Origin of the sequence: Buttiauxella agrestis ATCC 33320 (assembly GCF_000735355.1) — a bacterium.
Lineage (GTDB): Bacteria > Pseudomonadota > Gammaproteobacteria > Enterobacterales > Enterobacteriaceae > Buttiauxella > Buttiauxella agrestis.
This window is the reverse complement of sequence record NZ_JMPI01000047.1, coordinates 1-25,343: the sequence shown is the minus strand read 5'-3', so window position 1 is coordinate 25,343 and position 25,343 is coordinate 1. Positions and strand designations below refer to the sequence as shown.

Here is a 25,343-nt window from a genome sequence, read left to right as displayed (position 1 = left end):
CATGAAAATAATTCTATCATTACTGATTTGTTTTTTTATCGTCCCCCGTGCGTTTTCCTGTGCGGGTAATAATGAAAACCATGTCCTTGATGTTCAGTTACACGCCACCCTGAGATTAAATAACACTCAAAAATCAGGTTCAGTGCTTTATTCTGAAACAAAAAAACTTTCAGAACTGACACATAATAATAGCGATCTTTCATGTGCCGATAGCTCAGACATATTGATGGTCTCAGGGTTGCTCACGGGTAGCGAAAGCGGAAGAGGTGTTTATCCTACGGCAATCGATGGAGTCGGGGTTCGAATTTATTATGGTGTCAATTATCATGACAGCTATCGTTCGTTAAAAAAATTACCATTTCATGACGGAATGCCTGTTTACAAGAATCAGCCTCTTAAGACGAAAGATATTACATTGAAAATTGAGCTGGTTAGAACGGCGGGAGAAATCAAAGCACACGGGGTATTGCAGTTTCATCAACAGGCACTCTTAAGTTTTCACACAAAACAACTGAATAATATCATTAACCTGCATATCTCCACAGCGCTCCCTGCTCCTGTATGTAATGTTCAACTGCCTCAGCTAATTGTCCATCTTCCGTCTAAAAAACTGGCTTCCATTGGCGCTAAAAAATCACTTCCAAATGACCAGACATTAATTCCATTATCTCTGGAATGCAATTCAACGCCGCATTTAATATCACTTACCCTCAACGGTGATGCATTTAATTCATTAGCGGGGATTTTAAATATTGAGAAGTCTGATGATGCGGCCAGAGGGGTCGGTGTTCAATTTTGGTACAAAAAGAGAATAATACCCGTTAATATTCCTTTTATGATTATGGGCAGGGAGTTGGACAATGCGGAAACTGGAACGTTGCTTATTCCATTACACGCCAATTATATTCAAATTGCCCCAACCACCTCAGCGGGGAAAGTGAATGTTGCTGCAACGCTACATTTTAATTACCTGTAAGCAATGTGAATAAAGCCACTTTCCTGGAAGCGGTTTTCCGTTATCTCAGACCTATGCTGAAATCCATATCAGATTTTAGCGCTGATGTTTTGATCCTGGCCCAAAATCAGTTCGTCTCTATACTAGAGACGTTCGCCTTTCCTGATGCTTCGGATAAATTCAGCCAGAATTATGTTATTTAATGATGAATGTGTCCTTTCATGATTATATTCCATTCGCCAGCGTTCTAGCTTATCCGCGTATTGAATAAAACGCATCGCTGACTGGAAAGATGCGTGGGGGTTGATGGGTTGTAGTCCATCCACAACAGGTAACGTCAGGTAATAAAGGATTGGCTTTGCTGCTAGTTTTTATGGGGTTTTGGTTACGGCGGGAAATGTCGGGTAACTAAGAAATGGTGTCCCTACAGGAATCGAACCTATATTTAACGCATTGATAATAAATTATTTAGTGAGTCCACTCTCACTGTGTACCATCACAGATACCATCAGTCGTTCATGAGTAGCCCCAGTTTAAGTCTGACGAGAATAGAACACGGGAATCATTACGATCCTGGTCACACGAACCAAGTCACTGTGTAAAAGTCCTTTTGGCGCACAACAAAGCCAACAACATGCTGCAAAAAAAGGTCGCTGCAATTTTGATGTGATCTTTGATTTCGTAAGCCGGGTGCCAATACCTCAAAACTTCGTTTCACGTCATTACCTGACGTAGTAATCTGTGTAAAATCAGACCTAACCCAATATCGTTGAGAGCTCTGCTATGGCTGGCGTAAACAAAACGCATCTGACTGAAACGGATATCATCACCAAGTTCATCCTACCTGCGATCAAAGACGCGGGGTGGAACGTGATGACGCAGATCCGTCAGGAGGTAAAACTCCGTGATGGCAAAGTAGTGGTACGCGGCAAACTGGCGGCACGCCTGACAGTGAAATCAGCCGATATTGTGCTTTACCACAAACCGGGGTTACCGCTTGCTGTTATAGAAGCAAAAGCCAATAAGCATGAGATTGGCAAAGGGATGCAGCAAGGGCTTGATTACGCGCGCTTGCTTGATGTGCCTTTTGTTTTTGCTTCCAACGGTGATGGCTTCATCTTTCACGATAAAACCAACCCTGTGCAGCTTGAATCTGAAATCAAGCTAGAAGATTTCCCAAGCCCTGAAAAGCTTTGGGATAAATACTGCGCCTGGAAAGGTTTTACTACCGAACAAATGCCCGTCATCAGCCAGGATTACTACGATGACAACTCAGGAAAATCCCCGCGTTACTATCAGTTACAGGCAATCAATAAAACGATAGAAGCCGTATCTGCCGGGCAAAAACGTGTATTACTGGTCATGGCGACAGGAACCGGGAAAACCTACACCGCTTTCCAGATTATCTGGCGTTTATGGAAAGCAAAAAACAAGAAACGGATTCTGTTCCTCGCTGACCGCAATATTCTGGTTGATCAAACTAAAACTAACGATTTCCAGCCTTTCGGCAGCGCGATGACAAAAATCACCGGGCGCACCATCGACCCGGCATATGAAATCCAGCTGGCGCTGTACCAGGCCATCACCGGGCCGGAAGAACATCAGAAAGCCTTTAAACAAGTCGCGCCCGATTTCTTTGACCTGATTGTTATCGACGAATGCCACCGTGGCAGCGCGTCGGAAGACAGCGCCTGGCGTGAAATCCTCGAATACTTCAGCAGTGCCACCCAGATTGGCCTCACCGCCACGCCGAAAGAAACCGAAGAAGTCTCCAGCACTGACTACTTTGGTGAACCGGTTTATACCTATTCCCTGAAAGAAGGCATCGAAGATGGCTTCCTCGCCCCTTACAAAGTGGTGCGCGTGGATATCGACGTCGATTTACAAGGCTGGCGGCCGACCAAAGGGCAGGTCGATAAACACGGCGAGCTTATCGAAGACCGTATTTATAACCAGAAAGATTTTGACCGCACCATGGTGATTGATGAGCGCACCATGCTGGTGGCGCAAACCATTACCGACTATTTGAAACGCACCAACCCGATGGATAAAACCATCGTTTTTTGTAACGACATCGACCATGCCGACAGAATGCGCCGGGCGCTGGTTAACCTGAACCCGGAGCAAGTGAAGAAGAATGAAAAGTATGTGATGAAAATCACCGGCGATGACGAAATTGGCAAAGGGCAACTGGATAATTTCATCAACCCTAAAAAGCCTTATCCGGTCATTGCCACCACGTCTGAACTGATGAGCACGGGCGTGGATGCTCAAACCTGCAAGCTGGTGGTGCTGGATCAAAACATTCAGTCGATGACCAAGTTCAAGCAAATCATTGGGCGTGGCACGCGTATCAACGAAAAACACGGCAAGCTGTGGTTCACCATTCTTGATTTCAAAAAAGCCACCGAATTGTTTGCCGATGAACGTTTTGATGGCGTACCGGAAAAAGTGATTCGTACCACGGCAGAAGAGATTACCGACCCGGACTCTGATTTTGACGAGCAACTGGAGGACGACACACCAGAGAGTGAATTGCCTGATGTGTTTACTGGGATGGAAGAAACACCTGCAACGTATGACCCGACATCAGGCGATGGAACTGGCGCTTTCGAAGAAGACGACGAAAACAAAATCCGCAAATTCCACGTTAACGGCGTTGCGGTCAAAGTGCTGGCGAAACGCGTTCAGTATTACGATGCCGACGGCAAACTGGTCACGGAATCCTTCCAGGATTACACCCGCAAAACGTTGCTAAAAGATAAAGACTACGCATCACTTGATGACTTCACCCGTAAATGGCAATCTGCCGCCCGCAAGCAGGTTATCATTGAGGAACTGCAAGAGTTAGGGGTGCTTTGGGATGTGTTAGCCGAAGAGGTGGGCAAAGATCTCGACCCGTTCGATTTACTTTGCCACGTGGTATACGGCCAGCCACCGCTCACGCGCCAGGAACGTGCCGACAATGTGCGCAAGCGTAACTACTTCACTAAATATTCCGAGCCTGCGCAGAACGTGTTAAACACGCTTCTGGATAAATACGCCGACGAAGGCGTGCAGGAAATCGAGGATATTCAGGTATTGAAGCTGAAACCGTTTGACTCGCTCGGTCGCCCGCTGGAAATCATCAAAAGCAGCTTTGGTAACAAGCAGGCTTACGAAGAGGCAGTGAACGAACTGGAAAACGAAATCTACCAGTTGCCGTCACGCTCCGCCTGATAACCAACCACTATTCTGCCACCTGGTGCTGACGGCTCCCGGTGGCATCATTTTTAAAAACGGAAAGAAAACATGTCAATTAGCTCAGTCATAAAATCCCTTCAGGACATCATGCGCAAAGACGCAGGCGTTGACGGCGATGCCCAACGCTTAGGCCAGCTTTCATGGCTGCTGTTCCTGAAAATTTTTGACACTCAGGAAGAAGAGCTGGAACTGGAGCAGGATGATTACCAGTTGCCAGTCCCTAAACGTTATCTGTGGCGCACCTGGGCAGCGAACAGCGAAGGAATTACCGGTGACGAGCTGCTGGAGTTTGTGAATGACGACCTGTTCCCGACCCTGAAAAGCATGATTGCGCCCATCGATAAAAACCCGCGCGGTTTTGTGGTGAAGCAAGCCTTTAGCGATGCCTATAACTACATGAAAAACGGCACACTGTTGCGCCAGGTGATCAACAAGCTCAATGAAATCGACTTTAGCAGCAGTTCCGAACGCCATCTGTTTGGTGACATTTACGAACAAATCCTGCGGGACCTGCAAAACGCGGGCAATGCGGGCGAGTTCTATACCCCGCGTGCGGTGACGCGCTTTATGGTCAACCGCATCGACCCGAAACTGGGTGAGTCGATTATGGATCCGGCCTGCGGTACCGGCGGTTTCCTGGCGTGTTCATTCGACCATGTAAAAGAGCACTACGTTAAAACCACCGCTGACCACCAGATACTGCAAAAACAGATTTTCGGCGTCGAGAAAAAACAGCTTCCGCACCTGCTGTGTACCACCAACATGTTGCTGCACGGCATTGAAGTACCGGTACAAATCCGCCACGACAACACACTCAACAAACCGCTTTCTTCCTGGGATGAGCAGCTTGATGTGATTGTTACCAACCCACCGTTTGGCGGCACCGAAGAAGACGGCATCGAGAAAAACTTCCCGGCAGAAATGCAGACCCGCGAAACCGCCGACCTGTTCCTGCAACTGATTATTGAAGTGCTGGCCGATAAAGGCCGTGCGGCAGTGGTATTGCCAGACGGCACGCTGTTTGGTGAAGGCGTTAAAACCAAAATCAAAAAACTGCTGACCGAAGAGTGCAACCTGCACACCATCGTGCGGTTGCCGAATGGTGTATTTAACCCGTACACCGGCATCAAAACCAATATTCTGTTCTTTACCAAAGGCCAGCCAACTCAGGATATTTGGTTCTATGAACATCCGTACCCGGATGGCGTAAAGAACTACAGCAAAACCAAACCGATGAAGTTTGAAGAGTTCCAGACCGAGATCGACTGGTGGGGCAGTGAAGCCGACGGCTTTGCCAGCCGCGAAGAGAACAACCAGGCGTGGAAAGTCAGCATCGACGACATCATCGCCCGGAACTTTAACCTCGACATCAAAAACCCGTACCAGGGCGAAACCATCAGCCACGACCCGGACGAATTGCTGGCGCAGTACCAGACGCAGCAGGCGGAAATCGGCGAGCTGCGTAACCAACTACGCGATATTCTCGGTATCGCACTGGCGGGTAACAAGGGGGCGAACTGATGACCGTTGAGAAGCTTGTCACCGACCATATCGATATCTGGTCCTCCGCGCTGCAAACCCGCTCCACCGCGGGGCGCGGCAGCAACGGTAAAATCGATCTCTACGGCATTAAGAAGCTGCGCGAGCTGATTCTGGAACTGGCGGTGCGCGGCAAACTGGTGCCGCAGGACCCGAATGATGAACCGGCGTCTGAGCTGCTAAAGCGAATTGCTGCCGAGAAAGCGGAGCTGGTTAAGCAAGGTAAAATTAAAAAGCAGAAGCCGCTGCCGGAAATTAGTGAGGATGAGAGGCCGTTTGAGCTGCCGGAGGGGTGGGAGTGGGTAAGACTAGGGGCGTTATTTAACTCGATAGCGAGTGGAGGAACTCCCAGTAAGTCTAATCCTGATTTTTGGAATGGAGATATCCCTTGGGCCAGCGTAAAGGACTTGGGCAAAGAGAAATATATTGCAAAAACTCAGGATTACATTTCCCATCAAGGTTTGGATGCGGGAAGTAAATTAGCTGATGAAGGTGATATTTTAATCTGCACTCGAATGGGGTTGGGTAAAATTGGAATAGCATCATGCCCTGTAGCGTTCAATCAAGATCTTAAGTCGGTAAAACTGACTAGTGGTGTTTCTCTTGATTTTTTCTTTAATACATATTCAACCGTAAAAATAAAAGGGACAGGAACTACAGTTGAAGGTATAAAACAAGAACAACTTCTTAATTATGTTATTGGCCTTCCATCGGGTAATGAACAGAACCAGATCGTTGAAAAAGTTGACGAACTAATGTCCCTCTGCGACCAACTGGAACAGCAATCGCTAACCAGTCTGGATGCACATCAGCAACTGGTGGAAACCCTGCTGGCGACGCTGACCGACAGCCAAAATGCCGAAGTACTTGCCAAAAACTGGGCGCGAATCAGCCAGCATTTCGACACGTTATTTGCCACAGAAGCGAGTATTGACGCACTTAAGCAAACCATTCTGCAACTGGCAGTGATGGGCAAACTGGTACCGCAAGACCCGAACGATGAACCCGCCTCTGAACTGCTTAAATGTATCGAGCAAGAAAAATCGCGACTGGTAAAAGAAGGTAAAATTAAAAAGCAAAAACCTTTGCCGCCGATTAGTGATGATGAAAAACCATTTGAATTGCCGGTGGGGTGGGAGTGGTGCCGAATAATGGCAATAGCTCAAGTCGGGACAGGCTCTACTCCTTCAAGAGATAATCCTGATTATTGGTCTGAACCAGAGTTTAATTGGGTTACAAGTGGTGAAACATCATCACCATTTATTATCGATACAGCTGAAAAGGTCTCAATGAGGGCTGTAAAGGAAACAAATGTTTCAATTTATCCACCTGGTACCCTTATCATTGCTATGTATGGTCAGGGGAAAACTCGTGGTCAGATAACTGAATTACGTATCGCGGCTGGAACAAACCAAGCTTGTGCAGCAATTCAATTATTTGAAAGTAATGAATTCCATCGTCGATATATCAAGCTTTTCTTTGAAAAATCGTATGACGATTTAAGAAGTCATGCCGCAGGCGGGGCCCAGCCGAATCTAAATTTGTCTAAAGTATCGAATACACTGATTCCTATTCCCCCTTTAGCAGAACAAATTGAAATTGCAGCTAAAATCGATGAGTTATTTGTGCTTTGTGACTCTCTCAAATCCCGCCTGCAATCCGCCCAGCAAACCCAACTACACCTGGCGGATGCGCTCACCGACGCAGCATTAAACTAAGGAACAGACGATGCCGGTTCATCATGCAATCTGGCGAGTGGGGGAGAACCCTCAGCCGCTGACCATCAGCAAACTTGCCAGTGAGCAACTGCTGGAGAGGATGATTTTAAACGACCCCACTATCCTCTCCGATCAGTGGATGATTATCGGGCATCAGGAAAATACGCTCGACAAAGGGCGTATCGATCTATTGGCTATCGCGCCGGATGCCTCGCTGATCCTGATTGAGCTAAAACGCGACCGCACACCGCGTGAAGTGGTCGCGCAGGCGCTGGATTACGCCTCCTGGGTGGATGATTTATCCGCCGATCGTTTGTCGCAGATTTACGAGAAATTCTCCGGTGGGGGCAATTTGGGTGATGCGTTTAGGCAACGTTTCAATACTGAACTGGAAGAAGAGTCCATCAACCAGTCGCATCAAATCATCATTGTGGCTGCCGAGCTGGATCCGTCCACCGAGCGCATTGTCGATTACCTCAGCAAGAACGGAATCTCTATTAACGTACTGTTCTTCAAGGTGTTCCAGCACGGTGACGAGCAGTTCTTAAGCCGAGCCTGGCTTCTCGACCCAAGCGAGACACAAACTAATGCCGCACAGGCTACTGCCACAAATGCCAATGCGAAGGAACCCTGGAACGGTGAGTTCTACGTTTCGTTTGGCGACTCGCAAAGTCGAGTTTGGGAAGAAGCGCGTCGCTACGGGTTTATCAGTGCGGGTGGCGGAAGCTGGTACAGTCAGACCTTAAAACAACTCCAGCCCGGCAATCGAGTCTGGGTAAAAATCCCGGCAACGGGTTACGTCGGTGTTGGCATAGTGCAGAGTGCTGTTGAGCCTGCCAGTAGCTTCACCATCAACACTGACGACGGTGAAAAGCTGGCGATGGATGTGCTGAAATTTGGTGCCGGATATCGCAACAACGCCGACGATCCCGACAAATCAGAATATTTTGTCCCTGTGAAATGGCTGGAAACGCGCAGCGAGCAGGAGGCGGTCAATGAGATTGGTTTCTTTGGTAATCAGAATACGGTCTGCAAACCGACCACACCAAAATGGCGGCACACAGTCGATAAGCTAAAGCGTATTTTTTTACGCTGGGGTACTGAACGGGCAGAGTAAGAGAGGCTGGAATGATGTCTGTTAGCGATAAAGTATTGAAACTCGCCTTCCAGGGCGAATGGAATACGCTTTTACCTATTCTTCGTGATTATCCTGATCTGGTAAATCACCCCAGTGAACCTAAAGGTTATACCCCGCTGCATCAGGCTGCATGGCATGGAGCGAATTTGTCGGTTATTGGAGAACTGTTATCTATTGGCGCTGACCCAAGTGCAACAACGAACGCTAAGCGGCAGACTGCTTATGACATCGTGGTTGAAAAGCACAAACGGCCTGAACTGGAGTATCTTCTTTTCCCGCAAAAAGTGACTATCGCGCAAATTCTCAGAAAGGTGGTTGCCACTGAGCGGCAATTGTTCACTGATTATGATGGCAACCAAATTTTGGTCGATAAAATGATTGCGGCTTGCGGTGTTGAGCAATGTCCTGATGACCTTAACGAACTGGATACCAGACTAAGTCACCTCTTTTTTGCGTTGACGGGGAAAGTAATATCCACTGTCGATTCTGTTCGTTTTTCCGTTTCTAGTAGTTTTACGTTTGAGATTGAACCGGATTTTTTCAGGCTGATATTTTTCCCGCTGGTACATAAAGTTGCGGCAAAAAAGATTAGCTATCTGGAAAGTGATTGGGCCGTTGTATCCGACTTATTTGATCCTGCTCCGACGCAATGGGGATTGAGAGGGAGTTTGTTCTTGTGGCTGGAGATGCGACAGGCTTTATGTCAGGTCAGTATCCCTGAAGATAAAGATGAAATAGCGAATATTATTTCGGCAGCATTTCAGTCACTGACGGGGAAGTCGTTAATCAATCGGGTGGGCGGCAACGACTTTTACGTTGAGCGATTCAGTCGTGGTGGCGGGTCTTCGGGTTATGTTGCTTCCCTGTTTTGGCTTAATGAGTTCATCCCACAATTGCAACAGCGGTTAACCTGGCTGCAAACTGTTTGGTCGATTTCTCCACGTTCCTTATGATGCTTTTTTTAGTAATCATTGGGCGTTGTTTTGCTATTTTTCATGGGATTATTTCATCGCTTCAAATTTGATGTGATCGCTTAAATTGTTTTAAACCGTTCAGGGGGAAATATGACTACAGCAGAATTAGGGCAGTTAATGGTATTGCAGAAACTAACGAGCCTTGGTGCCAGTAATGCCATCGTCCAGAAAGAGGGCAACAGGTCATCCATCACATTTGATGCCCCAAACGGTAAAACGTATAAAGTTACCACCAGAGCGAAAACGTCAGGGACCTGGCAAACCTCAACAAACTATGCTGCCCAGTGTACCCTTGATAAAAATGACAATGAGTTTTGGGTATTTATCGATCTTGGTCGAGAACCGAATACTTTCTATGTCACGCCGCTATCCTGGATCAGGAATGATATTTATACGGCATATATGGTTTATCTGGAGAAACACGGTGGACACCGTGCGCAAAATGATGAGTCGACGCATCATTCTATTTCAGTAAAACGCATTGCTGATTGGAAAGATGCGTGGGGGTTGATGGGTTGTAGTCCATTCACAACAGGTAACGTCAAATAATAAAGGATTGGCTTTGCTGCTGGTTTTTACGGGGTTTGGGTTACGGCGGGAAATGTCGGGTAACTAAGAAATGGTGTCCCCTGCAGGAATCGAACCTGCAACTAGCCCTTAGGAGGGGCTTGTTATATCCATTTAACTAAGAGGACTCTATACCCTTCATACTTCAAGCTGCATCTTTGTTGGCTGCGTTCACTCACCCAAATCACTTACTGATGTAAGCTCATTGGGGCTCGTTCCCTTGCCGCCGCGATGCAACTCGAATTATTTTGGGTATATGCCCGAAGAACGGGCATTGCGCCGCACAGTATACCCGCTTTTAAGGCTGAGTTAAGGGGGAAACAGGCTGATTGCCTGAATCGTAACCAGTTTTAGGTGCCCCGAGTCTGCTTTTTGCCGTTTTCGTCTTCGTCGCCACCTGCAACTTCCCGCTGGCGCTTCGCTTTAGCCTTCGCCTCGGCTTTCTTCTTGTTGCTCATATCGTTACGGATTTGCGCGTGGCTAATCAGTGCGAAGATAAAAGTGCCGCCGCAAATATTCCCGGCAAGGGTTGGCAGGGCGAAAGGCCAGAAGAATTCGCTCCAGTGGATGGTGCCGTTAAAGACCAGGTACAGAATTTCCACTGAGCCAACCACGATATGGGTTAAATCCCCGAGCGCGACCAGCCAGGTCATGATGATAATCACCACGATTTTAGCTGCACCCGCTGACGGGAACATCCATACCATGGTGGCGATTATCCAGCCGGAAATAATCGCGTTGGCGAACATCTCACCCGGCGTGTTATGCATCACGTCCATACCGATAGAAACGAAAGCGTCCCGGGTTTCCTCGTCAAATATTGGCATATATTCAAACGCATAAGCAGCAAGCCCGGTGCCGATAATATTGCCGAGTAAAACCATACCCCACAGCCGCATTAATAACAGGAAGTTGCTGCCGGTCGGTTTATGCATCACGGGCAATACGGCGGTGACGGTATTTTCAGTAAACAGTTGCTGGCGCGCCATAATCACGATGATAAAGCCGAAGGTGTAGCCGAGGTTTTCGAGTAAGAAACTGCCCGGCACGCCTTCCAGATTGACGTGAAATATCCCCTTTGCCAGCAGCGATGCGCCCATAGATAACCCGGCGGCGACGGCTGACCAAAACAGCGCCATCGCATCGCGTTCCAGCTCTTTTTCACCGTCCTGGCGAATGTGTTCGTGGATAGCCATGGCCCGCGATGGCAACTGTTCCTCATCGACCTCTATCTTTTCCCCGTGATCTTTTTCGTCACTTTCGACCTCAATTTCATCGGTGGATTTATCAATTTTCTCTTCTTTAACTTCACCCATTTTTAAGGTCACTCACCAGTTAGCGATACTTCTAAGCGTAGCGGTTTTTGGCTCGCTTCCCCGAGATACAGACTAATTCGACTTAATTTTGATCTCGTGTCCGATGATTACCTCTTTTGGAGTACCGCAGCGGCGCGAGCCCAACTGGAGCAAAGCCTATGATGTGTTATGATTTTGCATCCCGAGACAAGGAGTGGCTCCTCAAAATGCTTGATGCGATTAACCTGACCTGTGTACGCGACGACCGCACGTTATTTAGCGAGCTGTCGTTCAGCGTTTTGCCGGGTGAAATGGTGCAAATCGCCGGCAAAAATGGCGCTGGGAAAACGTCGCTGCTAAGAATTTTGGCAGGGCTTGCGCAAGCAGAAGAGGGCGAAGTTAAATGGCAGGGCGAAGCGTTATCCCGCATTCGTTATCAATATCATCAGGATCTGCTGTGGCTTGGGCATCAGCCTGGAATTAAAACGGTTCTAACCGCATTCGAAAATCTGAGTTTTTATCACGCGCAAAGTGCGGAATCACTACGTTGGCAAGCGCTTACTGAAGTGGGTTTGCTGGGCTTTGAAGATGTGCCGGTCAATCAACTGTCCGCCGGGCAACAACGTCGTGTGGCCCTCGCGCGTTTGTGGTTAAGCCCGCATAAAATCTGGATTCTGGATGAGCCATTTACCGCCATAGATGTGACGGGCGTTGCAAAACTCACACGAAAGCTTGAACACCATGCCGAAAATGGCGGAATGGTGATCCTCACTACCCATCAGCCGCTGGCAGCCAATAATGTTCGTCAAATTCATTTGCAGGAGAAACTGGCATGATGCGCCGAATTTTTCTGCATGAGCTGCGCGTGGTGTTCCGCAAAGGGGCAGAAATCGCCAATCCTTTATGGTTTTTTCTTATCGTTATCACGCTGTTTCCACTGGGAATTGGCCCGGAGCCGCAGTTACTGGCGCGTATTGCACCGGGTGTGATTTGGGTGGCAGCGCTATTAGCGTCGTTACTGGCGATGGACAGACTGTTTCGTGATGACTTCCAGGATGGCTCCCTTGAGCAACTGATGCTGTTGCCTATTCCTTTGCCGATGGTGGTGTTAGCGAAAGTGACCGCTCACTGGGTGGTGACAGGTTTACCCCTGCTAATTCTTTCGCCGCTCGCCGCTTTGCTGTTAGGAATGGATTTTTACGGCTGGCAGGTGATGGCGCTCACGTTGCTTATTGGGACGCCGACGTTGAGTTTTCTGGGTGCTCCGGGCGTAGGGCTAACGGTGGGTTTACGGCGTAGCGGCGTGCTGCTGAGTTTACTGGTCTTGCCGTTGACTATCCCGCTGCTGATTTTTGCCACCGCTGCGATGGACGCCGCATCAATGCATCTTCCTGTGGATGGTTATATGGCGATTCTTGGCGCGTTGCTTGCGGGCAGCGCGACGCTAAGCCCGTTCGCTACGGCGGCGGCGCTGCGAGTGAGTATTCAATAATTAAAAAATGTCGGATGGCGCGTTGCTTATCCGACCTACAAATTCAAACCCGATTTGGTTGATATTTTGTGAGCAACGATTATGTGGAAATGGTTACATCAGCTCGCTAAACCCGAGCGACTTTACTTGCTATGCGGGCGTTTGGTTCCTTGGTTTGCCATCATCAGCACGATACTTCTGGTGGTCGGTTGCGTCTGGGGTTTCGGTTTTGCTCCTGCCGATTATCAACAAGGTCAGAGCTACCGCATCATGTATCTTCATGTCCCGGCGGCTATCTGGTCGATGGGCATTTACGGCTCGATGGCGGTGGCGGCGTTTATTGGCCTGGTGTGGCAAATGAAAATGTCTGACCTCGCCGTGGCGGCGATGGCACCCGTTGGGGCGGTGTTCACCTTTATTGCGTTGGTGACGGGTTCCGCATGGGGTAAACCGATGTGGGGAACCTGGTGGGTGTGGGATGCCCGCCTGACTTCTGAGCTGGTGCTGCTGTTCCTGTATATCGGCGTGATTGCGCTCTATAACGCCTTTGACGACCGCCGCCTGGCCGGGCGTGCGGCGGGTCTTCTGGTGCTGGTGGGCGTGGTGAACTTGCCGATTATCCATTTCTCCGTTGAGTGGTGGAACACGCTGCATCAGGGTTCCACCAATATGCAGCAAAGTATTGACCCTGCTATGCGCACGCCGTTGCGCTTCACCATTTTTGGTTTCCTGATGCTGTTCATCACGCTGACATTAATGCGTTTACGCAATCTCATTTTGCTTCAGGAACAACGCCGCCCGTGGGTAATGGAACTGGCGAATAAAGGGAGAAACGCATGACGAGCGCATTCTTAAACTGGGCAGATTTTTTCGCCATGGGGGGTTATGCGTTTTACGTCTGGCTCGCCGTCGCGCTGACCGTCATCCCATTATTCTTGTTGGTGGTGCATAGCCGCATGCAGCGCCGCATGATTTTAAATTCTGTCTCGCGCCAACATGCGCGGGAAAAACGGATTCAGGCGGCACGACAAGCAGAGGGAACTGAATGAACACTCGTCGCAAACATCGACTTTACCTGGCGCTTTCGGTGCTGGTGGGGTTGGGGCTGACTATCACGCTGGTGCTGTATGCATTACGCAGCAATATCGACCTTTTCTATACGCCGAGCGAAATTCTGTACGGCAAAGGGGAAAGTCATCAATTGCCTGAAGTGGGGCAGCGTTTACGCGTTGGCGGCATGGTTCAACCAGGCAGTGTGAAACGTGATAACCAGACGCTAAAAGTGACGTTCAAACTTTACGATGCCAGCGGTGTGGTGGATGTCAGCTACGTCGGGATTTTGCCGGACCTGTTCCGCGAGGGGCAGGGCGTGGTCGCTCAAGGCGTCTTCGAAGCCGGGAATCTCATTGAAGCGAAAGAAGTGCTGGCGAAACATGATGAAAATTACACGCCGCCGGAAGTGAAAGAAGCGATGGATAAAAATCACCAACGTGCGCCACAGGCTTACAAGGATAACGCCTCATGATGCCTGAAATCGGCAGTTTTTTGCTTTGTCTGGCGCTAGGCTGGTCATTATTACTGAGTGTTTACCCGCTGTGGGGCGTGGCGCGCAATGATTCGCGTTTAATGGCCTCATCACGCCCATTAGCCTGGGCGTTGTTTATCACGCTGTGCGCAAGTTTCCTGGTGCTGGTGAATGCGTTTGTGGTGAACGATTTTACGGTGCTGTACGTCGCGAATAACTCCAATAGCGAGTTGCCAGTGTGGTATCGCGTCGCCGCGACCTGGGGCGCGCACGAAGGCTCGTTGCTGCTGTGGGTGTTGCTGCTCAGTGCCTGGACGTTTGCCGTGGCGCTGTTTAGTCGCAGCATGCCGCAAGATGCGGTGGCACGCGTGCTGGCGGTGATGGGGATGATTAATTTCGGCTTCCTGCTGTTTATCATTTTTACCTCGAATCCTTTCACCCGCACATTGCCTGACTTCCCGATTGAAGGGCGTGACCTGAACCCGCTGTTGCAGGATATCGGGCTGATTTTTCACCCGCCGTTGTTGTATATGGGTTACGTCGGCTTCTCCGTGGCGTTTGCGTTTTCTATTGCCGCATTAATGGCCGGGAAACTCGATTCTGCCTGGGCGCGCTGGACGCGTCCGTGGACGTTAGCCGCCTGGTCATTTTTAACCATCGGCATTGTTTTAGGTTCGGCCTGGGCTTATTACGAGCTGGGCTGGGGCGGCTGGTGGTTCTGGGACCCGGTAGAAAACGCCTCGTTTATGCCGTGGCTTGCGGGCACGGCGTTAATTCACTCGCTTTCGGTGACAGAAAAGCGCGGTAGCTTTAAAGCCTGGACGGTGTTGTTGGCGATTACGGCATTCTCGCTTTGCCTGCTGGGCACTTTCCTGGTGCGTTCTGGCGTGCTGGTTTCGGTGCATTCGTTTGCCTCAGACCCTGCTCGCGGCATGTTTATCCTCGCCTTCCTGGTGATTGTGATTGGCGGTTCGCTGCTGCTGTATGCGGTGAAGGGCAGCAAAGTGCGATCGCGCGTTGGGAATAGTTTGTGGTCGCGGGAATCATTTTTACTCGGCAACAACGTGTTATTGATTGCCGCGATGCTGGTGGTGTTACTCGGGACGTTACTGCCGCTGGTGCACAAACAGCTTGGGCTGGGCAGTATTTCCATCGGCGAACCGTTCTTCAACACCATGTTTACGGCACTCATGGCGCCGTTCGCGCTGTTGCTGGGCATTGGCCCATTGGTGCGCTGGCGTCGCGACGAACCGCAAAAATTAGTGAAAAGGCTGGCGATTGCCGTGACCATTACGGTTGCGTTTTCGTTGGTGCTGCCGTGGCTGATGCAAGACCGCGTTGAAGCCATGGCGGTGGTCGGTTTATTGATGGCGATTTGGGTGTTTGTGCTGGCCTTAACCGAAGTCTATGAGCGCGCCGCGCATCGCCACGGCTTGCTGAAAGGCTTATGGAAATTACCACGCAGCCACTGGGGCATGGTGTTTGGGCATCTGGGGCTGGCGGTGACTGTCGTCGGTATCGCGTTTAGTCAGAACTACAGCATTGAACGCGATGTGCGCATGAAAGCAGGCGATAGCATCGACATTCATCAGTATCACTTTGTGTTCCGCGATGTGCATGAGCTGACTGGCCCGAACTACCGCGGCGGCGTGGGGATTATCGACGTCACGCGTAATGGCAAACCCGAAGCCACGCTGCATGCGGAAAAGCGTTTCTACAACAGTAACCGCGCCATGATGACCGAAGCGGCGATCGATGGCGGCGTAACGCGTGACCTGTATGCCGCACTCGGCGAAGAGCTGGACGATGGAAGCTGGGCGGTTCGCCTGTATTACAAACCGTTCGTGCGCTGGATTTGGATGGGCGGGATTTTGATGACCATTGGCGGGTTGTTCTGCTTGTTTGACCCGCGTTACCGCCAGCGTAAAAACGTGCCGGAGGCTGCATGAATCGCAAAGTATTATTTATCCCGCTCGTTCTGTTTTTACTGCTGGCCGCAATGCTGCTTTGGCAACTGGCGCGAAACGCGCAGGGCGATGATCCCACTAATCTGGAATCGGCATTAGTCGGGAAGCCCGTTCCGGTGTTTCGTCTTGAGTCGCTGGAAAACCCTGGCAAGGTTTACGACCAGGCGGTGCTCACTGACGGCAAACCTTTGCTCCTCAACGTGTGGGCGACCTGGTGCCCAACCTGCCGCGCTGAACATCAGTTTCTTAATGGGCTGAAGGCGCAGGGAATTCGTGTCGTGGGGATGAATTACAAAGACGAACGCAGCAAAGCGATCACCTGGCTCAATGAACTTGGCAACCCTTACGCGCTGAGTCTGTTTGACGGCAACGGCATGTTAGGGCTGGATTTAGGCGTTTATGGCGCACCGGAAACGTTCCTTATCGACGGCAAAGGGATCATTCGTTATCGCCACGCGGGCGATCTCAACGATCGCGTCTGGCAGCAGGAGCTGAAACCGCTGTGGGACAAATACAATAAGGAGGCCGGGGCATGAAACGCGGATGGCTACTGATCGTCGCATTCCTGTTTTCGTTTAATGTCCTGGCGGCAATAGACACTTTCCAGTTTAAAGATGAAGCGCAGGAACAGCAGTTCCGCCAGCTCACCGAGCAATTACGCTGCCCGAAATGCCAGAACAATAGCATTGCGGATTCTAACGCGATGATCGCCTCTGACATGCGTCTGAAAGTCTATGAGTTGATGCAGCAGGGGAAAACGAAGCAGCAAATTATCGACTATATGGTGCAGCGTTACGGTAATTTTGTGACTTATGAACCGCCGTTGACGCCTGCCACCATTATTCTGTGGGTTCTGCCGGTGTTGTTTATTCTCGGCGGCGCGGGCGTGATTGTGGTGCGTAGCCGCAAACGACGCGTTCATTTTAGCGATGAACCGGAAACCGAACAGCACCAGACTGTCACTCGAAAAGCCCATTTCTGGTTTTTTGCTCCGGGAGCGGTTGTTTTGGTTGCCGTGAGTGTAGGCGTTTATCTGAAAACGTCGGACTGGAAGAAGGTGCAGACCTGGCAAAGAGTCACCGAACAAACGCCACAACTTCTGCAGCGCGCCTTAGATCCACAGGCAAAACCGCTAGATATGCCTGAAATGGCCGATCTCGGACTGGGATTACGCACGCGTTTGCAGCAGGAACCTGACAATATTGAGGGCTGGATGATGCTCGGGCGAATTGGTATGGTGCTCAATAATGCAAGTACCGCTACACAAGCCTTTGCACATGCGTTTAAACTGTCGCCCTCTAACAGTAATGTAAAGCTGGGCTATGCTGAAGTATTGACCCGCAGCGGCGACCCACAGGATAACCAACTTGGTGGGGATCTTTTGCGTGAATTGCTTAAGGCGGATCATACAAATGTTCGCGTATTAAGCTTGCTCGCATTTAATGCTTTTGAACAACAGAATTACCGCGAAGCGATTGGTGCATGGCAAATCATGTTGCAAGTCTTACCCGTAAACGACCAGCGTCGGGCTGTGGTGCAAAGAAGCATCGAGCAGGCAAAAGCGGCGTTGGCAGGTAACGACGGCACTAAAGCGGGGAGCGGAGAGCAATAATAACAGGGAGAGAGATATGAATTTCCGCCTGACCGGGCTGGCACTGGCCGCTACCGTATTAGTCGGCTGTGCGAGTTCGGCCGATACACAGCCGCAAGGGCGCTCGGACCCATTAGAAGGGTTCAACCGGACAATGTACGACTTCAACTTCAATGTGTTGGATCCGTATATCGTGCGCCCGGTTGCTGTCGTGTGGCGTGATTATGTGCCGCAACCTGCGCGCAACGGTCTGAGTAACTTTACGAGTAACCTCGAAGAACCTGCGTCAATGGTCAACAATTTCCTGCAAGGCGATCCGTATCAGGGGATGGTGCATTTCACCCGTTTCTTCCTGAACACCTTGTTGGGCATGGGTGGTTTCATCGACGTTGCCGGTATGGCTAATCCGAAATTACAACGCGTTGAACCCAACCGTTTTGGTACCACACTTGGGCATTACGGTGTTGGCTACGGTCCATACGTGCAGTTGCCAGCCTATGGTAGCTTTACGATTCGTGAAGACGGCGGGGAATGGGTAGATGATTTATATGCCCCTCTGTCCTGGCTCACCTGGTGGATGTCGATTGGTAAGTGGACGCTTGAAGGCATTGAAACACGTGCGCAATTGCTGGATTCTGAAGGGTTGCTCAAACAATCTTCAGACCCGTATATTCTGGTTCGTGAAGCCTACTTCCAGCGCCATGATTTCCTGGCTAACGGTGGGAAGCTTTCACCGCAGGAGAATCCGAATGCGGCGTCCATTGAAGATGACCTGAAAGATATCGACTCGCAGTAAATGTGATATGTTCGAGGCATAAAAAAAGGCGAAACCTGAGTTTCGCCTTTTTTGTAACTGTTAACTATTAGAATGCGTAGTTAAAGTTCATGCCGTACAGCCACGCTTTACCTTCAGACTTGAAGGTGTATGGGCCTTCGGTGAATTCAACATGCTGACCGTGCATGTAGGAAACACCAAGATCGACGGAAGCATCATCGTTGAATGCGTAAGTGGTACCCGCACTCAGCCAGAAGCGGTCCTGATCCGGGATGGAGATAGAACGGTTATCCGCAGGAACCGGGCTATCGTCAAATGCGATACCGGTACGGAATGTCCAGTTCTTATCCATATAGTAAGAGGTACCGATAGCAATACGGTACGCATCTTTAAAGTTCTCTTCTTTTTTGAACAATGTCTGGCCGTTGTTGCCAGTCGCTTTCAGCTCTTCGAACTGACTCCAGCTGGTGTAGGCAAGACTATAGTGAATCGCCCACTGTGGCGCGACTTTGTTATAACCTGACAGCTCCCACATTTCAGGCAGGTTCAGGGTCAGAGAACCTGGAACGGTTTGCCCGCTGGTGCCCGCCGGTAGGCCGAATGCAGAAAGCATTGGGGTATATGCCGCAGGCAGGTTGCTTCTATAGTCGCCGTCAAAGTCGATTTTGATTTCTGAACGGTAGGTTAAGCCATAACGGTTATCTTTATTGATTTCATAAAGGATACCCGCGTTCCAGCCAAAGCCCCATTCATCGCCTTTCAGGTGCGCGATTTGGGTATCAGCCGGAAGTCCTGCTACTGGGCCAACTAAACTTGGTGGCAACGCGCCAGAACCCGCAATAATCTGGCCCAGGTCACCTGCGTAACGCTCGATTTTTGCTTTCGCATAAACGGCGTCAAACCCAAGACCGAAGCTCCAGTTATTATTTAAACGGTATGCACCGCTCAGGTTCAGGTTCAGAGTCGTCAGGTCGGTTTTACCGCCCATCGAACCTGCGGTGTAGTTATTGTTGAACTCGGTTGCCAGACCATAGTTTGAAGTAACAGAAGCACCCCAGCCAAATTGATCGTTAATTGGCGCAAGGAAATGCAGGTTTGGAACCCACGCGGTTGGCGCAATGTTATCTGCGTCAGTGCTGCGGCGTGTTGGAGAAGTACCAGAGATATTAACGTCCGGGTCAATAAAGACCGCACCGCCGGAGAACATTGGGCGGTCAAACATCATAATCGTTGCAGGGTTACGGCTTGCGGAGCCCGCATTGTCTGCGACCGCACCTTCCCCTGAATAAGCTCGGCCTAGGCCTGAGGAAGAGAACTCGTTTAATTGAAAGCCGGCTGAGTACGCCTGCGATGAGACAATTGCCACTGCAACCGCTAGGGCTGACTTTGTAAACAGGTTTTTCTGGCTCATGACCAAAACCTCATAATGGATTTATTTTTATACAAACAATGTTACATACCGTAACAGGAGCGCGAATAGTAGGGGCTGATCTGTTACAGAGAAATCAGACCAGTGGCGAGAGTATAGGTCTGACCAGATGGTATGTTGCAAGTTTGTATCTAAGATTTTTCAAATTTGATCGCCGAAACGAGATCTGCCTGGCAAAATCGGGTTCGGCGTCACTATGCAAAATAGGTGAATCTTGTTTTAGATCATTTTTAAGTGTGATTTGGGTCACTTAGAGATTTTGACAAGATTAACGACTGGAGTCGCTTCAACAGGGAGCGTAAAATAGACAAGATTCGTTGAAAATATTTTGCCTTTTAAATACAGAGGAAATCATAAAATGAGTAAGAACACTGCTGATGAAACCCCGGTTTGCTGCTGTATTGATGTCGGCTCTATCATTGATAACACCGACTGCACAGCCACTTACAGCCGCGTATTTGCCACTAAAGCTGAAGCGGACGAAACCCTGGCAGCACTGAGTGAAAAGGCTCGTGCAGCAGAATCAGAACCTTGCCAGATTGTTCCGCGTTACACCGAAGAAGCTGATGGCATCCGTCTGGATATTGATTTCACTTTCAGCTGCCAGGCTGAAACTATGATCTTCCAGCTCGGCCTGCGTTAAATGTAAAAATGTCGGATGGCGCAAGCTTATCCGACCTACAAGTGCCAACCGTAGGGTGGATAAGCGAAAGCGTCATCCACCTTCTTTCACTTTAATATCCTTCCTTAAAGCGTGTCCCCCCTCCCAATTATTTAGTCCCCCGGTTGGCTGATTGTAACTTTTTGGTTAAAACTGTGATCAGGTCTGACCACTGTTGGTCAATTACATTTTTATTCCCAGAAATATGCAGTTACAGCAACATCGCTGTAGATTCATACACAAAGGGAAGAATAGGGGAGCGTTATGAGTCAGGCACTTCCGTTGGTGACCCGTCAGGGTGACCGCATTGCCATTGTCAGTGGTTTACGCACACCGTTTGCCCGCCAGGCGACGGCATTTCATGGCATTCCCGCAGTTGACCTTGGCACCATGGTGGTCAGCGAGCTGCTCGCTCGCAGCGAAATTCCCCCGGAAGTTATCGAACAGCTCGTTTTCGGCCAGGTGGTGCAGATGCCGGAAGCGCCAAACATTGCCCGCGAAATCGTTCTTGGTGCGGGTTTAAGTGTACATACCGACGCCTATAGCGTGAGTCGCGCCTGTGCGACCAGTTTCCAGGCGGTGGCGAACGTAGCCGAAAGTTTAATGGCCGGGACTATTCGCGCGGGTATCGCAGGTGGCGCGGATTCATCGTCTGTTTTACCGATTGGCGTCAGTAAAAAACTGGGGCGCGTACTGGTCGATGCTAATAAAGCACGCACCCTGGGGCAAAAATTGAAACTCTTTTCCCGCTTACGCCCACGCGACCTGTTACCTGTTCCTCCTGCTGTCGCCGAGTATTCGACCGGTTTGCGAATGGGCGATACTGCTGAACAAATGGCGAAAACCCATGGCATTACCCGTGAACAGCAAGATGCGTTAGCGCATCGCTCACACATCAAAGCCGCGATTGCGTGGAAAGAGGGGAAATTGTCGGAAGAGGTCATGACGGCATTTATCCCGCCTTATCGCCAACCGTTCAGCGAAGATAATAACGTGCGTCAGAATTCGTCGGTTGCTGATTACGCGAAGCTGCGTCCGGCGTTCGATCGCCAGCACGGAACCGTCACTGCCGCTAACAGCACGCCGTTAACGGATGGTGCCGCTGCGGTGATTCTGATGACGGAATCCCGCGCCAAAGAACTCGGTTTGAAACCGTTGGGCTACTTACGCAGTTATGCGTTTACGGCGGTAGATGTCTGGCAAGACATGCTGCTAGGCCCGGCCTGGGCGACGCCGCTGGCGCTCGAAAGGGCAGGCATTACTCTCAATGATCTGACGTTGTTTGATATGCATGAAGCCTTTGCCGCGCAAACGCTGGCTAACCTGAAAATGCTCGCGAGCGAACGTTTTGCTCGTGACGTATTGGGCCGCGCTCATGCGACCGGTGAAGTCGATGATGCGAAATTCAACGTGCTGGGCGGTTCGATTGCCTATGGGCACCCGTTCGCGGCAACGGGGGCGCGTATGATCACTCAAACATTGCACGAATTACGTCGCCGTGGCGGTGGATTTGGGTTAGTGACTGCCTGTGCTGCGGGTGGATTAGGCGCCGCTATGGTTCTGGAGGCCGAATAATGGAACAGATTTCCGCTTTCAACTTACACATCCGCCTCGACAATATCGCGGTTGTGACCATTGATGTGCCGGACGAAAAGATGAACACGCTGAAAGCCTCTTTCGGCCCTGAAGTTCATAACATCATCAAACAGGTGCGCGACAATACGGCACTGCAAGGGTTGATATTTATTTCAGGTAAACCTGACAACTTTATTGCTGGCGCTGATATCAACATGATTGCCAACTGCCAGAACGCGCTGGAAGCCCAAACGCTGGCGCATCAGGGGCAACAGATCATGGCAGAAATTGCGGCGCTACCGATTCCGGTTGTGGCGGCTATTCATGGCGCGTGTCTCGGCGGTGGGCTGGAGTTGGCCCTGGCCTGTCATTCACGCATTTGTACCGATGATGAAAAAACCAAACTTGGCTTGCCGGAAGTGCAGCTTGGCTTATTGCCTGGTTCTGGCGGCACCCAGCGTTTACCGCGTTTGATTGGCGTCAGTAATGCGCTGGATATGATTTTGACGGGTAAACAGTTACGCCCGCGCCAGGCGCTGAAACTGGGCCTGGTCGATGAAGTGGTTCCGCAATCTATTTTACTGGCCGCCGCGGTTGAACGTGTCGCAAAAGGCCGCCAACCCTCTCGGACATTACCGGTACGGGAACGTATTCTGGCAGGCCCGCTTGGCCGTTCGCTGCTGTTTAGCATGGTGGAGAAAAAAACCGAGCAAAAAACGCGCGGTAATTATCCAGCCACGAAACGCATTATCGACGTGATAAAAATCGGCCTCGGGCAGGGGAGTTTTAGCGGCTACGAATCAGAAGCGAAAGCGTTTGGCGAGTTAGCGATGACGCCACAATCGGCGGCGTTACGTGGGCTATTCTTTGCCAGCACCGAACTTAAAAAAGAGCACGGCGCGGATGCGCAGCCGCGTCCAATCAAGGCGGTAGGCGTGCTGGGCGGTGGCTTGATGGGCGGAGGAATTGCGTTTGTCACCGCGACAAAAGGCAAGCTGCCGGTGCGTATTAAAGATATCAATAATGAAGGCATTAACCACGCGCTGAAATACAGCTGGGATTTGCTGGATAAAAAAGTGCGTCGCCGCCATCTGAAAGCCATTGAACGCCAGCGCGAAATGGCGCGTATTTCCGGCGGTACCGATTATCACGGTTTCCATAACCGTGACATTGTCGTGGAAGCCGTTTTTGAAGATCTCACGCTCAAGCAGAAAATGGTCGCTGAGATTGAACAAAATGCTGCACCGCATACTATTTTTGCTTCAAACACCTCTTCATTGCCGATTGCCGATATCGCGGCTAACGCCGCGCGCCCCGAGCTGGTGATCGGTCTGCATTACTTCAGCCCGGTGGATAAAATGCCGCTGGTAGAAGTCATTCCTCACGCGGGAACCAGCGCGGAAACGATTTCCACAACAGTTCAGTTGGCGAAGAAACAAGGCAAAACGCCTATTGTAGTAGGCGACAGCGCCGGGTTTTACGTCAACCGCATTCTGGCACCTTACGTTAATGAAGCGATGCGATGCCTGGTGGAAGGTGAGCCGGTCGATAAAATTGATAATGCGCTGGTGGCGTTTGGTTTCCCTGTCGGCCCAATCCAACTTTTGGATGAGGTGGGAATTGATGTAGGGACTAAAATTAGCCCTATACTTCAGCAGGCTTACGGGGATCGTTTTGCTGCACCGCAAAATATTGCAGCAATATTGAATGACGATCGCAAAGGTAGAAAAAATGGGCGCGGTTTCTATCTTTATCCAGGCAAAGGGAGTAGAAGCAAAAAGCAGGTCGATCCTGCAATTTATAAGCTGTTAGGTGTTTCACCAAAAGGACAACTGGCAGAAAACGAAATTGCACAACGCTGCGTGATGATGATGCTCAATGAGGCGGCGCGTTGCCTTGAAGAAGGTGTTGTTCGCAGTGCTCGCGATGGCGACATCGGTGCAGTGTTCGGTATTGGTTTCCCACCGTTCCTCGGTGGCCCGTTCCGCTATATGGATTCTTTGGGTGCGGGTGAAGTTGTCGCGCAATTGCAGCGCCTGGCGAGTCAATACGGGGAGCGTTTTGCCCCTTGTGACAGACTTTTACAAATGGTGGAAGAGCAACGAAATTTCTGGGCAAAGTGAACCCCGGAGATGAAACTGTAGTCAAAGAAACATCAACATATGGCTCGGTGAATGGATGCTGGTCGGTCACTTATTAAACAGTGATTGACTATACTTGCACCATTGAGGTAAAAAACAGCGTTTCATTCGATGTACGGATAAGGCACAATGCCCGGCTGCTGAATTTCCCCTCTTAAGTTTCAGGGGAATTCAAGCATTCCTGGTTAACAAAAGCGGTGCAATATGCAAGTTTTTATCATGCGTCACGGCGACGCAGCACTCGATGCTGCCAGCGACTCGGTACGTCCACTCACACAATGTGGTTGTGATGAATCCCGGGTAATGGCGACCTGGTTGAAAGGCCAAGTGTTAGATATCGAACGTGTTCTGGTGAGCCCTTACCTGCGAGCCGAACAAACCCTGGATGTAGTGCGGGAAACACTGACCCTTCCAGGTAAAGAAGACATTCTGCCGGAATTGACGCCGTGCGGCGATGTGGGCCTGGTGAGCTGCTACCTGCAAGCCCTGGCAAATGAAGGGGTTGAGTCGGCGCTGGTGATTTCTCACCTGCCGTTAGTCGGTTATCTGGTGTCTGAGCTTTGCCCGGAAGAGACACCACCGATGTTCAGCACTTCGGCTATTGCTAATGTCACACTGGATGCCGAAACGGGCAAAGGTGTGTTCAACTGGCAAATGAGTCCATGCAATTTGAAAGTAGCTAAAGCTATTTAATTGCCGTAAGCATGAAAAAAGAGCCGCGAAATGCGGCTCTTTTTGTTTGTGCGCTCATACGATAAATTTGGTGGATGACGCTGCGC

At 50.2% G+C, this 25,343-nt stretch carries 22 protein-coding genes and 1 tRNA gene; 20 read left to right on the top strand and 3 right to left on the bottom strand.

Annotation, left to right across the window (positions count from 1 at the left end):
- Position 1 precedes the first annotated feature (1 nt).
- The 7 genes from GBAG_RS14420 to GBAG_RS14390 all read left to right on the top strand — a co-directional run bounded on the left by GBAG_RS14420 (position 2) and on the right by GBAG_RS14390 (position 10,116).
- Positions 2-976, top strand: coding sequence for a fimbrial protein (locus GBAG_RS14420; RefSeq protein ID WP_156104894.1), 975 nt, complete (start codon positions 2-4; stop codon positions 974-976).
- Positions 977-1,738: 762 nt separating this feature from the next.
- Positions 1,739-4,174, top strand: a complete 2,436-nt coding sequence (gene hsdR / locus GBAG_RS14415; RefSeq protein ID WP_034497373.1) for an EcoAI/FtnUII family type I restriction enzme subunit R — start codon at positions 1,739-1,741, stop codon at positions 4,172-4,174.
- Positions 4,175-4,246: 72 nt separating this feature from the next.
- Positions 4,247-5,719, top strand: coding sequence for an N-6 DNA methylase (locus GBAG_RS14410; protein WP_034497370.1), 1,473 nt, complete (start codon positions 4,247-4,249; stop codon positions 5,717-5,719).
- Positions 5,719-7,455 carry a restriction endonuclease subunit S gene (locus GBAG_RS14405; RefSeq protein ID WP_034497368.1) on the top strand — a complete coding sequence of 579 codons (1,737 nt, stop codon included), beginning with the start codon at positions 5,719-5,721 and terminating at the stop codon, positions 7,453-7,455. The genes GBAG_RS14410 and GBAG_RS14405 overlap by 1 nt, the downstream gene beginning before the upstream one ends.
- A 10-nt stretch (positions 7,456-7,465) precedes the next feature.
- Positions 7,466-8,572, top strand: a complete 1,107-nt coding sequence (locus tag GBAG_RS14400) for a PDDEXK family nuclease (RefSeq protein ID WP_034497366.1) — start codon at positions 7,466-7,468, stop codon at positions 8,570-8,572.
- Between the two features lie 11 nt (positions 8,573-8,583).
- Complete coding sequence (locus tag GBAG_RS21850) at positions 8,584-9,546, top strand: ankyrin repeat domain-containing protein (RefSeq protein WP_081908414.1); 963 nt, start codon at positions 8,584-8,586, stop codon at positions 9,544-9,546.
- Positions 9,547-9,657: 111 nt separating this feature from the next.
- Positions 9,658-10,116 carry a hypothetical protein gene (locus GBAG_RS14390; protein WP_034497363.1) on the top strand — a complete coding sequence of 153 codons (459 nt, stop codon included), beginning with the start codon at positions 9,658-9,660 and terminating at the stop codon, positions 10,114-10,116.
- A 71-nt stretch (positions 10,117-10,187) separates the two neighbouring features.
- Here the strand turns inward: GBAG_RS14390 and GBAG_RS14385 are convergent.
- Positions 10,188-10,262 (bottom strand) — tRNA-Arg (locus GBAG_RS14385).
- Between the two features lie 222 nt (positions 10,263-10,484).
- The gene (locus GBAG_RS14380) at positions 10,485-11,450 is read right to left on the bottom strand and encodes a formate/nitrite transporter family protein (RefSeq protein WP_034497361.1); all 966 of its coding nucleotides are present in this window, start codon (positions 11,448-11,450) and stop codon (positions 10,485-10,487) included.
- 206 nt (positions 11,451-11,656) lie between these two features.
- Here GBAG_RS14380 and ccmA point away from each other — a divergent pair, with 206 nt between their 5' ends.
- The 9 genes from ccmA to mlaA all read left to right on the top strand — a co-directional run bounded on the left by ccmA (position 11,657) and on the right by mlaA (position 18,779).
- A complete protein-coding gene (gene ccmA, locus GBAG_RS14375; protein ID WP_034497359.1) occupies positions 11,657-12,265 on the top strand; it encodes a cytochrome c biogenesis heme-transporting ATPase CcmA in 609 nt (202 codons plus the stop codon).
- Entirely contained in the window at positions 12,262-12,921 is a 660-nt protein-coding gene (gene ccmB, locus GBAG_RS14370; protein WP_034497357.1) for a heme exporter protein CcmB, read from the top strand. The genes ccmA and ccmB overlap by 4 nt, the downstream gene beginning before the upstream one ends.
- 81 nt (positions 12,922-13,002) lie before the next feature.
- A complete protein-coding gene (locus tag GBAG_RS14365; protein WP_034497355.1) occupies positions 13,003-13,740 on the top strand; it encodes a heme ABC transporter permease in 738 nt (245 codons plus the stop codon).
- Positions 13,737-13,949, top strand: a complete 213-nt coding sequence (gene ccmD, locus GBAG_RS14360; protein WP_034497353.1) for a heme exporter protein CcmD — start codon at positions 13,737-13,739, stop codon at positions 13,947-13,949. Before GBAG_RS14365 ends, ccmD begins: the two co-directional genes overlap by 4 nt.
- The gene (gene ccmE, locus GBAG_RS14355; protein WP_034497350.1) at positions 13,946-14,425 is read left to right on the top strand and encodes a cytochrome c maturation protein CcmE; all 480 of its coding nucleotides are present in this window, start codon (positions 13,946-13,948) and stop codon (positions 14,423-14,425) included. Before ccmD ends, ccmE begins: the two co-directional genes overlap by 4 nt.
- Positions 14,422-16,374, top strand: a complete 1,953-nt coding sequence (locus tag GBAG_RS14350) for a heme lyase CcmF/NrfE family subunit (RefSeq protein WP_034497349.1) — start codon at positions 14,422-14,424, stop codon at positions 16,372-16,374. Before ccmE ends, GBAG_RS14350 begins: the two co-directional genes overlap by 4 nt.
- A complete protein-coding gene (gene dsbE, locus GBAG_RS14345) occupies positions 16,371-16,928 on the top strand; it encodes a thiol:disulfide interchange protein DsbE (RefSeq protein WP_034497347.1) in 558 nt (185 codons plus the stop codon). Before GBAG_RS14350 ends, dsbE begins: the two co-directional genes overlap by 4 nt.
- On the top strand, positions 16,925-18,004 hold the full coding sequence (locus GBAG_RS14340; protein WP_051873725.1) for a cytochrome c-type biogenesis protein CcmH: 1,080 nt from the start codon (positions 16,925-16,927) through the stop codon (positions 18,002-18,004). Before dsbE ends, GBAG_RS14340 begins: the two co-directional genes overlap by 4 nt.
- A gap of 16 nt (positions 18,005-18,020) precedes the next feature.
- A complete protein-coding gene (gene mlaA, locus GBAG_RS14335; RefSeq protein ID WP_034497344.1) occupies positions 18,021-18,779 on the top strand; it encodes a phospholipid-binding lipoprotein MlaA in 759 nt (252 codons plus the stop codon).
- A gap of 67 nt (positions 18,780-18,846) precedes the next feature.
- Here the strand turns inward: mlaA and fadL are convergent, their stop codons facing one another.
- Positions 18,847-20,169: a long-chain fatty acid transporter FadL gene (gene fadL, locus GBAG_RS14330; protein WP_034497342.1), complete on the bottom strand. Its 1,323-nt coding sequence runs from the start codon at positions 20,167-20,169 to the stop codon at positions 18,847-18,849.
- 376 nt (positions 20,170-20,545) lie between these two features.
- Here fadL and GBAG_RS14325 point away from each other — a divergent pair, with 376 nt between their 5' ends.
- The 4 genes from GBAG_RS14325 (at position 20,546) to sixA (ending at position 25,257) form a co-directional block, all read left to right on the top strand.
- A complete protein-coding gene (locus GBAG_RS14325) occupies positions 20,546-20,830 on the top strand; it encodes a YfcZ/YiiS family protein (protein ID WP_034497340.1) in 285 nt (94 codons plus the stop codon).
- Between the two features lie 282 nt (positions 20,831-21,112).
- Positions 21,113-22,423, top strand: a complete 1,311-nt coding sequence (gene fadI, locus GBAG_RS14320; protein WP_034497337.1) for an acetyl-CoA C-acyltransferase FadI — start codon at positions 21,113-21,115, stop codon at positions 22,421-22,423.
- Positions 22,423-24,546 (top strand): fatty acid oxidation complex subunit alpha FadJ, encoded by a 2,124-nt coding sequence (gene fadJ, locus GBAG_RS14315; RefSeq protein ID WP_034497335.1) that lies wholly within the window; start codon positions 22,423-22,425, stop codon positions 24,544-24,546. The genes fadI and fadJ overlap by 1 nt, the downstream gene beginning before the upstream one ends.
- Positions 24,547-24,768: 222 nt before the next feature.
- Entirely contained in the window at positions 24,769-25,257 is a 489-nt protein-coding gene (gene sixA / locus GBAG_RS14310) for a phosphohistidine phosphatase SixA (protein ID WP_034497333.1), read from the top strand.
- Positions 25,258-25,343: the final 86 nt, after the last annotated feature.

What these genes read in the sequence shown, in the direction of transcription:
- fadL (WP_034497342.1), bottom strand. Translation starts at nt 20,169, where the DNA reads ATGAGCCAGAAAAACCTGTTTACAAAGTCAGCCCTAGCGGTTGCAGTG.
- GBAG_RS14325 (WP_034497340.1), top strand. Translation starts at nt 20,546, where the DNA reads ATGAGTAAGAACACTGCTGATGAAACCCCGGTTTGCTGCTGTATTGAT.
- ccmD (WP_034497353.1), top strand. Translation starts at nt 13,737, where the DNA reads ATGACGAGCGCATTCTTAAACTGGGCAGATTTTTTCGCCATGGGGGGT.
- ccmB (WP_034497357.1), top strand. Translation starts at nt 12,262, where the DNA reads ATGATGCGCCGAATTTTTCTGCATGAGCTGCGCGTGGTGTTCCGCAAA.
- GBAG_RS21850 (WP_081908414.1), top strand. Translation starts at nt 8,584, where the DNA reads ATGATGTCTGTTAGCGATAAAGTATTGAAACTCGCCTTCCAGGGCGAA.
- dsbE (WP_034497347.1), top strand. Translation starts at nt 16,371, where the DNA reads ATGAATCGCAAAGTATTATTTATCCCGCTCGTTCTGTTTTTACTGCTG.
- hsdR (WP_034497373.1), top strand. Translation starts at nt 1,739, where the DNA reads ATGGCTGGCGTAAACAAAACGCATCTGACTGAAACGGATATCATCACC.
- GBAG_RS14340 (WP_051873725.1), top strand. Translation starts at nt 16,925, where the DNA reads ATGAAACGCGGATGGCTACTGATCGTCGCATTCCTGTTTTCGTTTAAT.
- fadJ (WP_034497335.1), top strand. Translation starts at nt 22,423, where the DNA reads ATGGAACAGATTTCCGCTTTCAACTTACACATCCGCCTCGACAATATC.
- GBAG_RS14380 (WP_034497361.1), bottom strand. Translation starts at nt 11,450, where the DNA reads ATGGGTGAAGTTAAAGAAGAGAAAATTGATAAATCCACCGATGAAATT.
- ccmE (WP_034497350.1), top strand. Translation starts at nt 13,946, where the DNA reads ATGAACACTCGTCGCAAACATCGACTTTACCTGGCGCTTTCGGTGCTG.
- GBAG_RS14405 (WP_034497368.1), top strand. Translation starts at nt 5,719, where the DNA reads ATGACCGTTGAGAAGCTTGTCACCGACCATATCGATATCTGGTCCTCC.
- fadI (WP_034497337.1), top strand. Translation starts at nt 21,113, where the DNA reads ATGAGTCAGGCACTTCCGTTGGTGACCCGTCAGGGTGACCGCATTGCC.
- sixA (WP_034497333.1), top strand. Translation starts at nt 24,769, where the DNA reads ATGCAAGTTTTTATCATGCGTCACGGCGACGCAGCACTCGATGCTGCC.
- ccmA (WP_034497359.1), top strand. Translation starts at nt 11,657, where the DNA reads ATGCTTGATGCGATTAACCTGACCTGTGTACGCGACGACCGCACGTTA.
- GBAG_RS14350 (WP_034497349.1), top strand. Translation starts at nt 14,422, where the DNA reads ATGATGCCTGAAATCGGCAGTTTTTTGCTTTGTCTGGCGCTAGGCTGG.
- GBAG_RS14390 (WP_034497363.1), top strand. Translation starts at nt 9,658, where the DNA reads ATGACTACAGCAGAATTAGGGCAGTTAATGGTATTGCAGAAACTAACG.
- GBAG_RS14365 (WP_034497355.1), top strand. Translation starts at nt 13,003, where the DNA reads ATGTGGAAATGGTTACATCAGCTCGCTAAACCCGAGCGACTTTACTTG.
- GBAG_RS14420 (WP_156104894.1), top strand. Translation starts at nt 2, where the DNA reads ATGAAAATAATTCTATCATTACTGATTTGTTTTTTTATCGTCCCCCGT.
- GBAG_RS14400 (WP_034497366.1), top strand. Translation starts at nt 7,466, where the DNA reads ATGCCGGTTCATCATGCAATCTGGCGAGTGGGGGAGAACCCTCAGCCG.
- GBAG_RS14410 (WP_034497370.1), top strand. Translation starts at nt 4,247, where the DNA reads ATGTCAATTAGCTCAGTCATAAAATCCCTTCAGGACATCATGCGCAAA.
- mlaA (WP_034497344.1), top strand. Translation starts at nt 18,021, where the DNA reads ATGAATTTCCGCCTGACCGGGCTGGCACTGGCCGCTACCGTATTAGTC.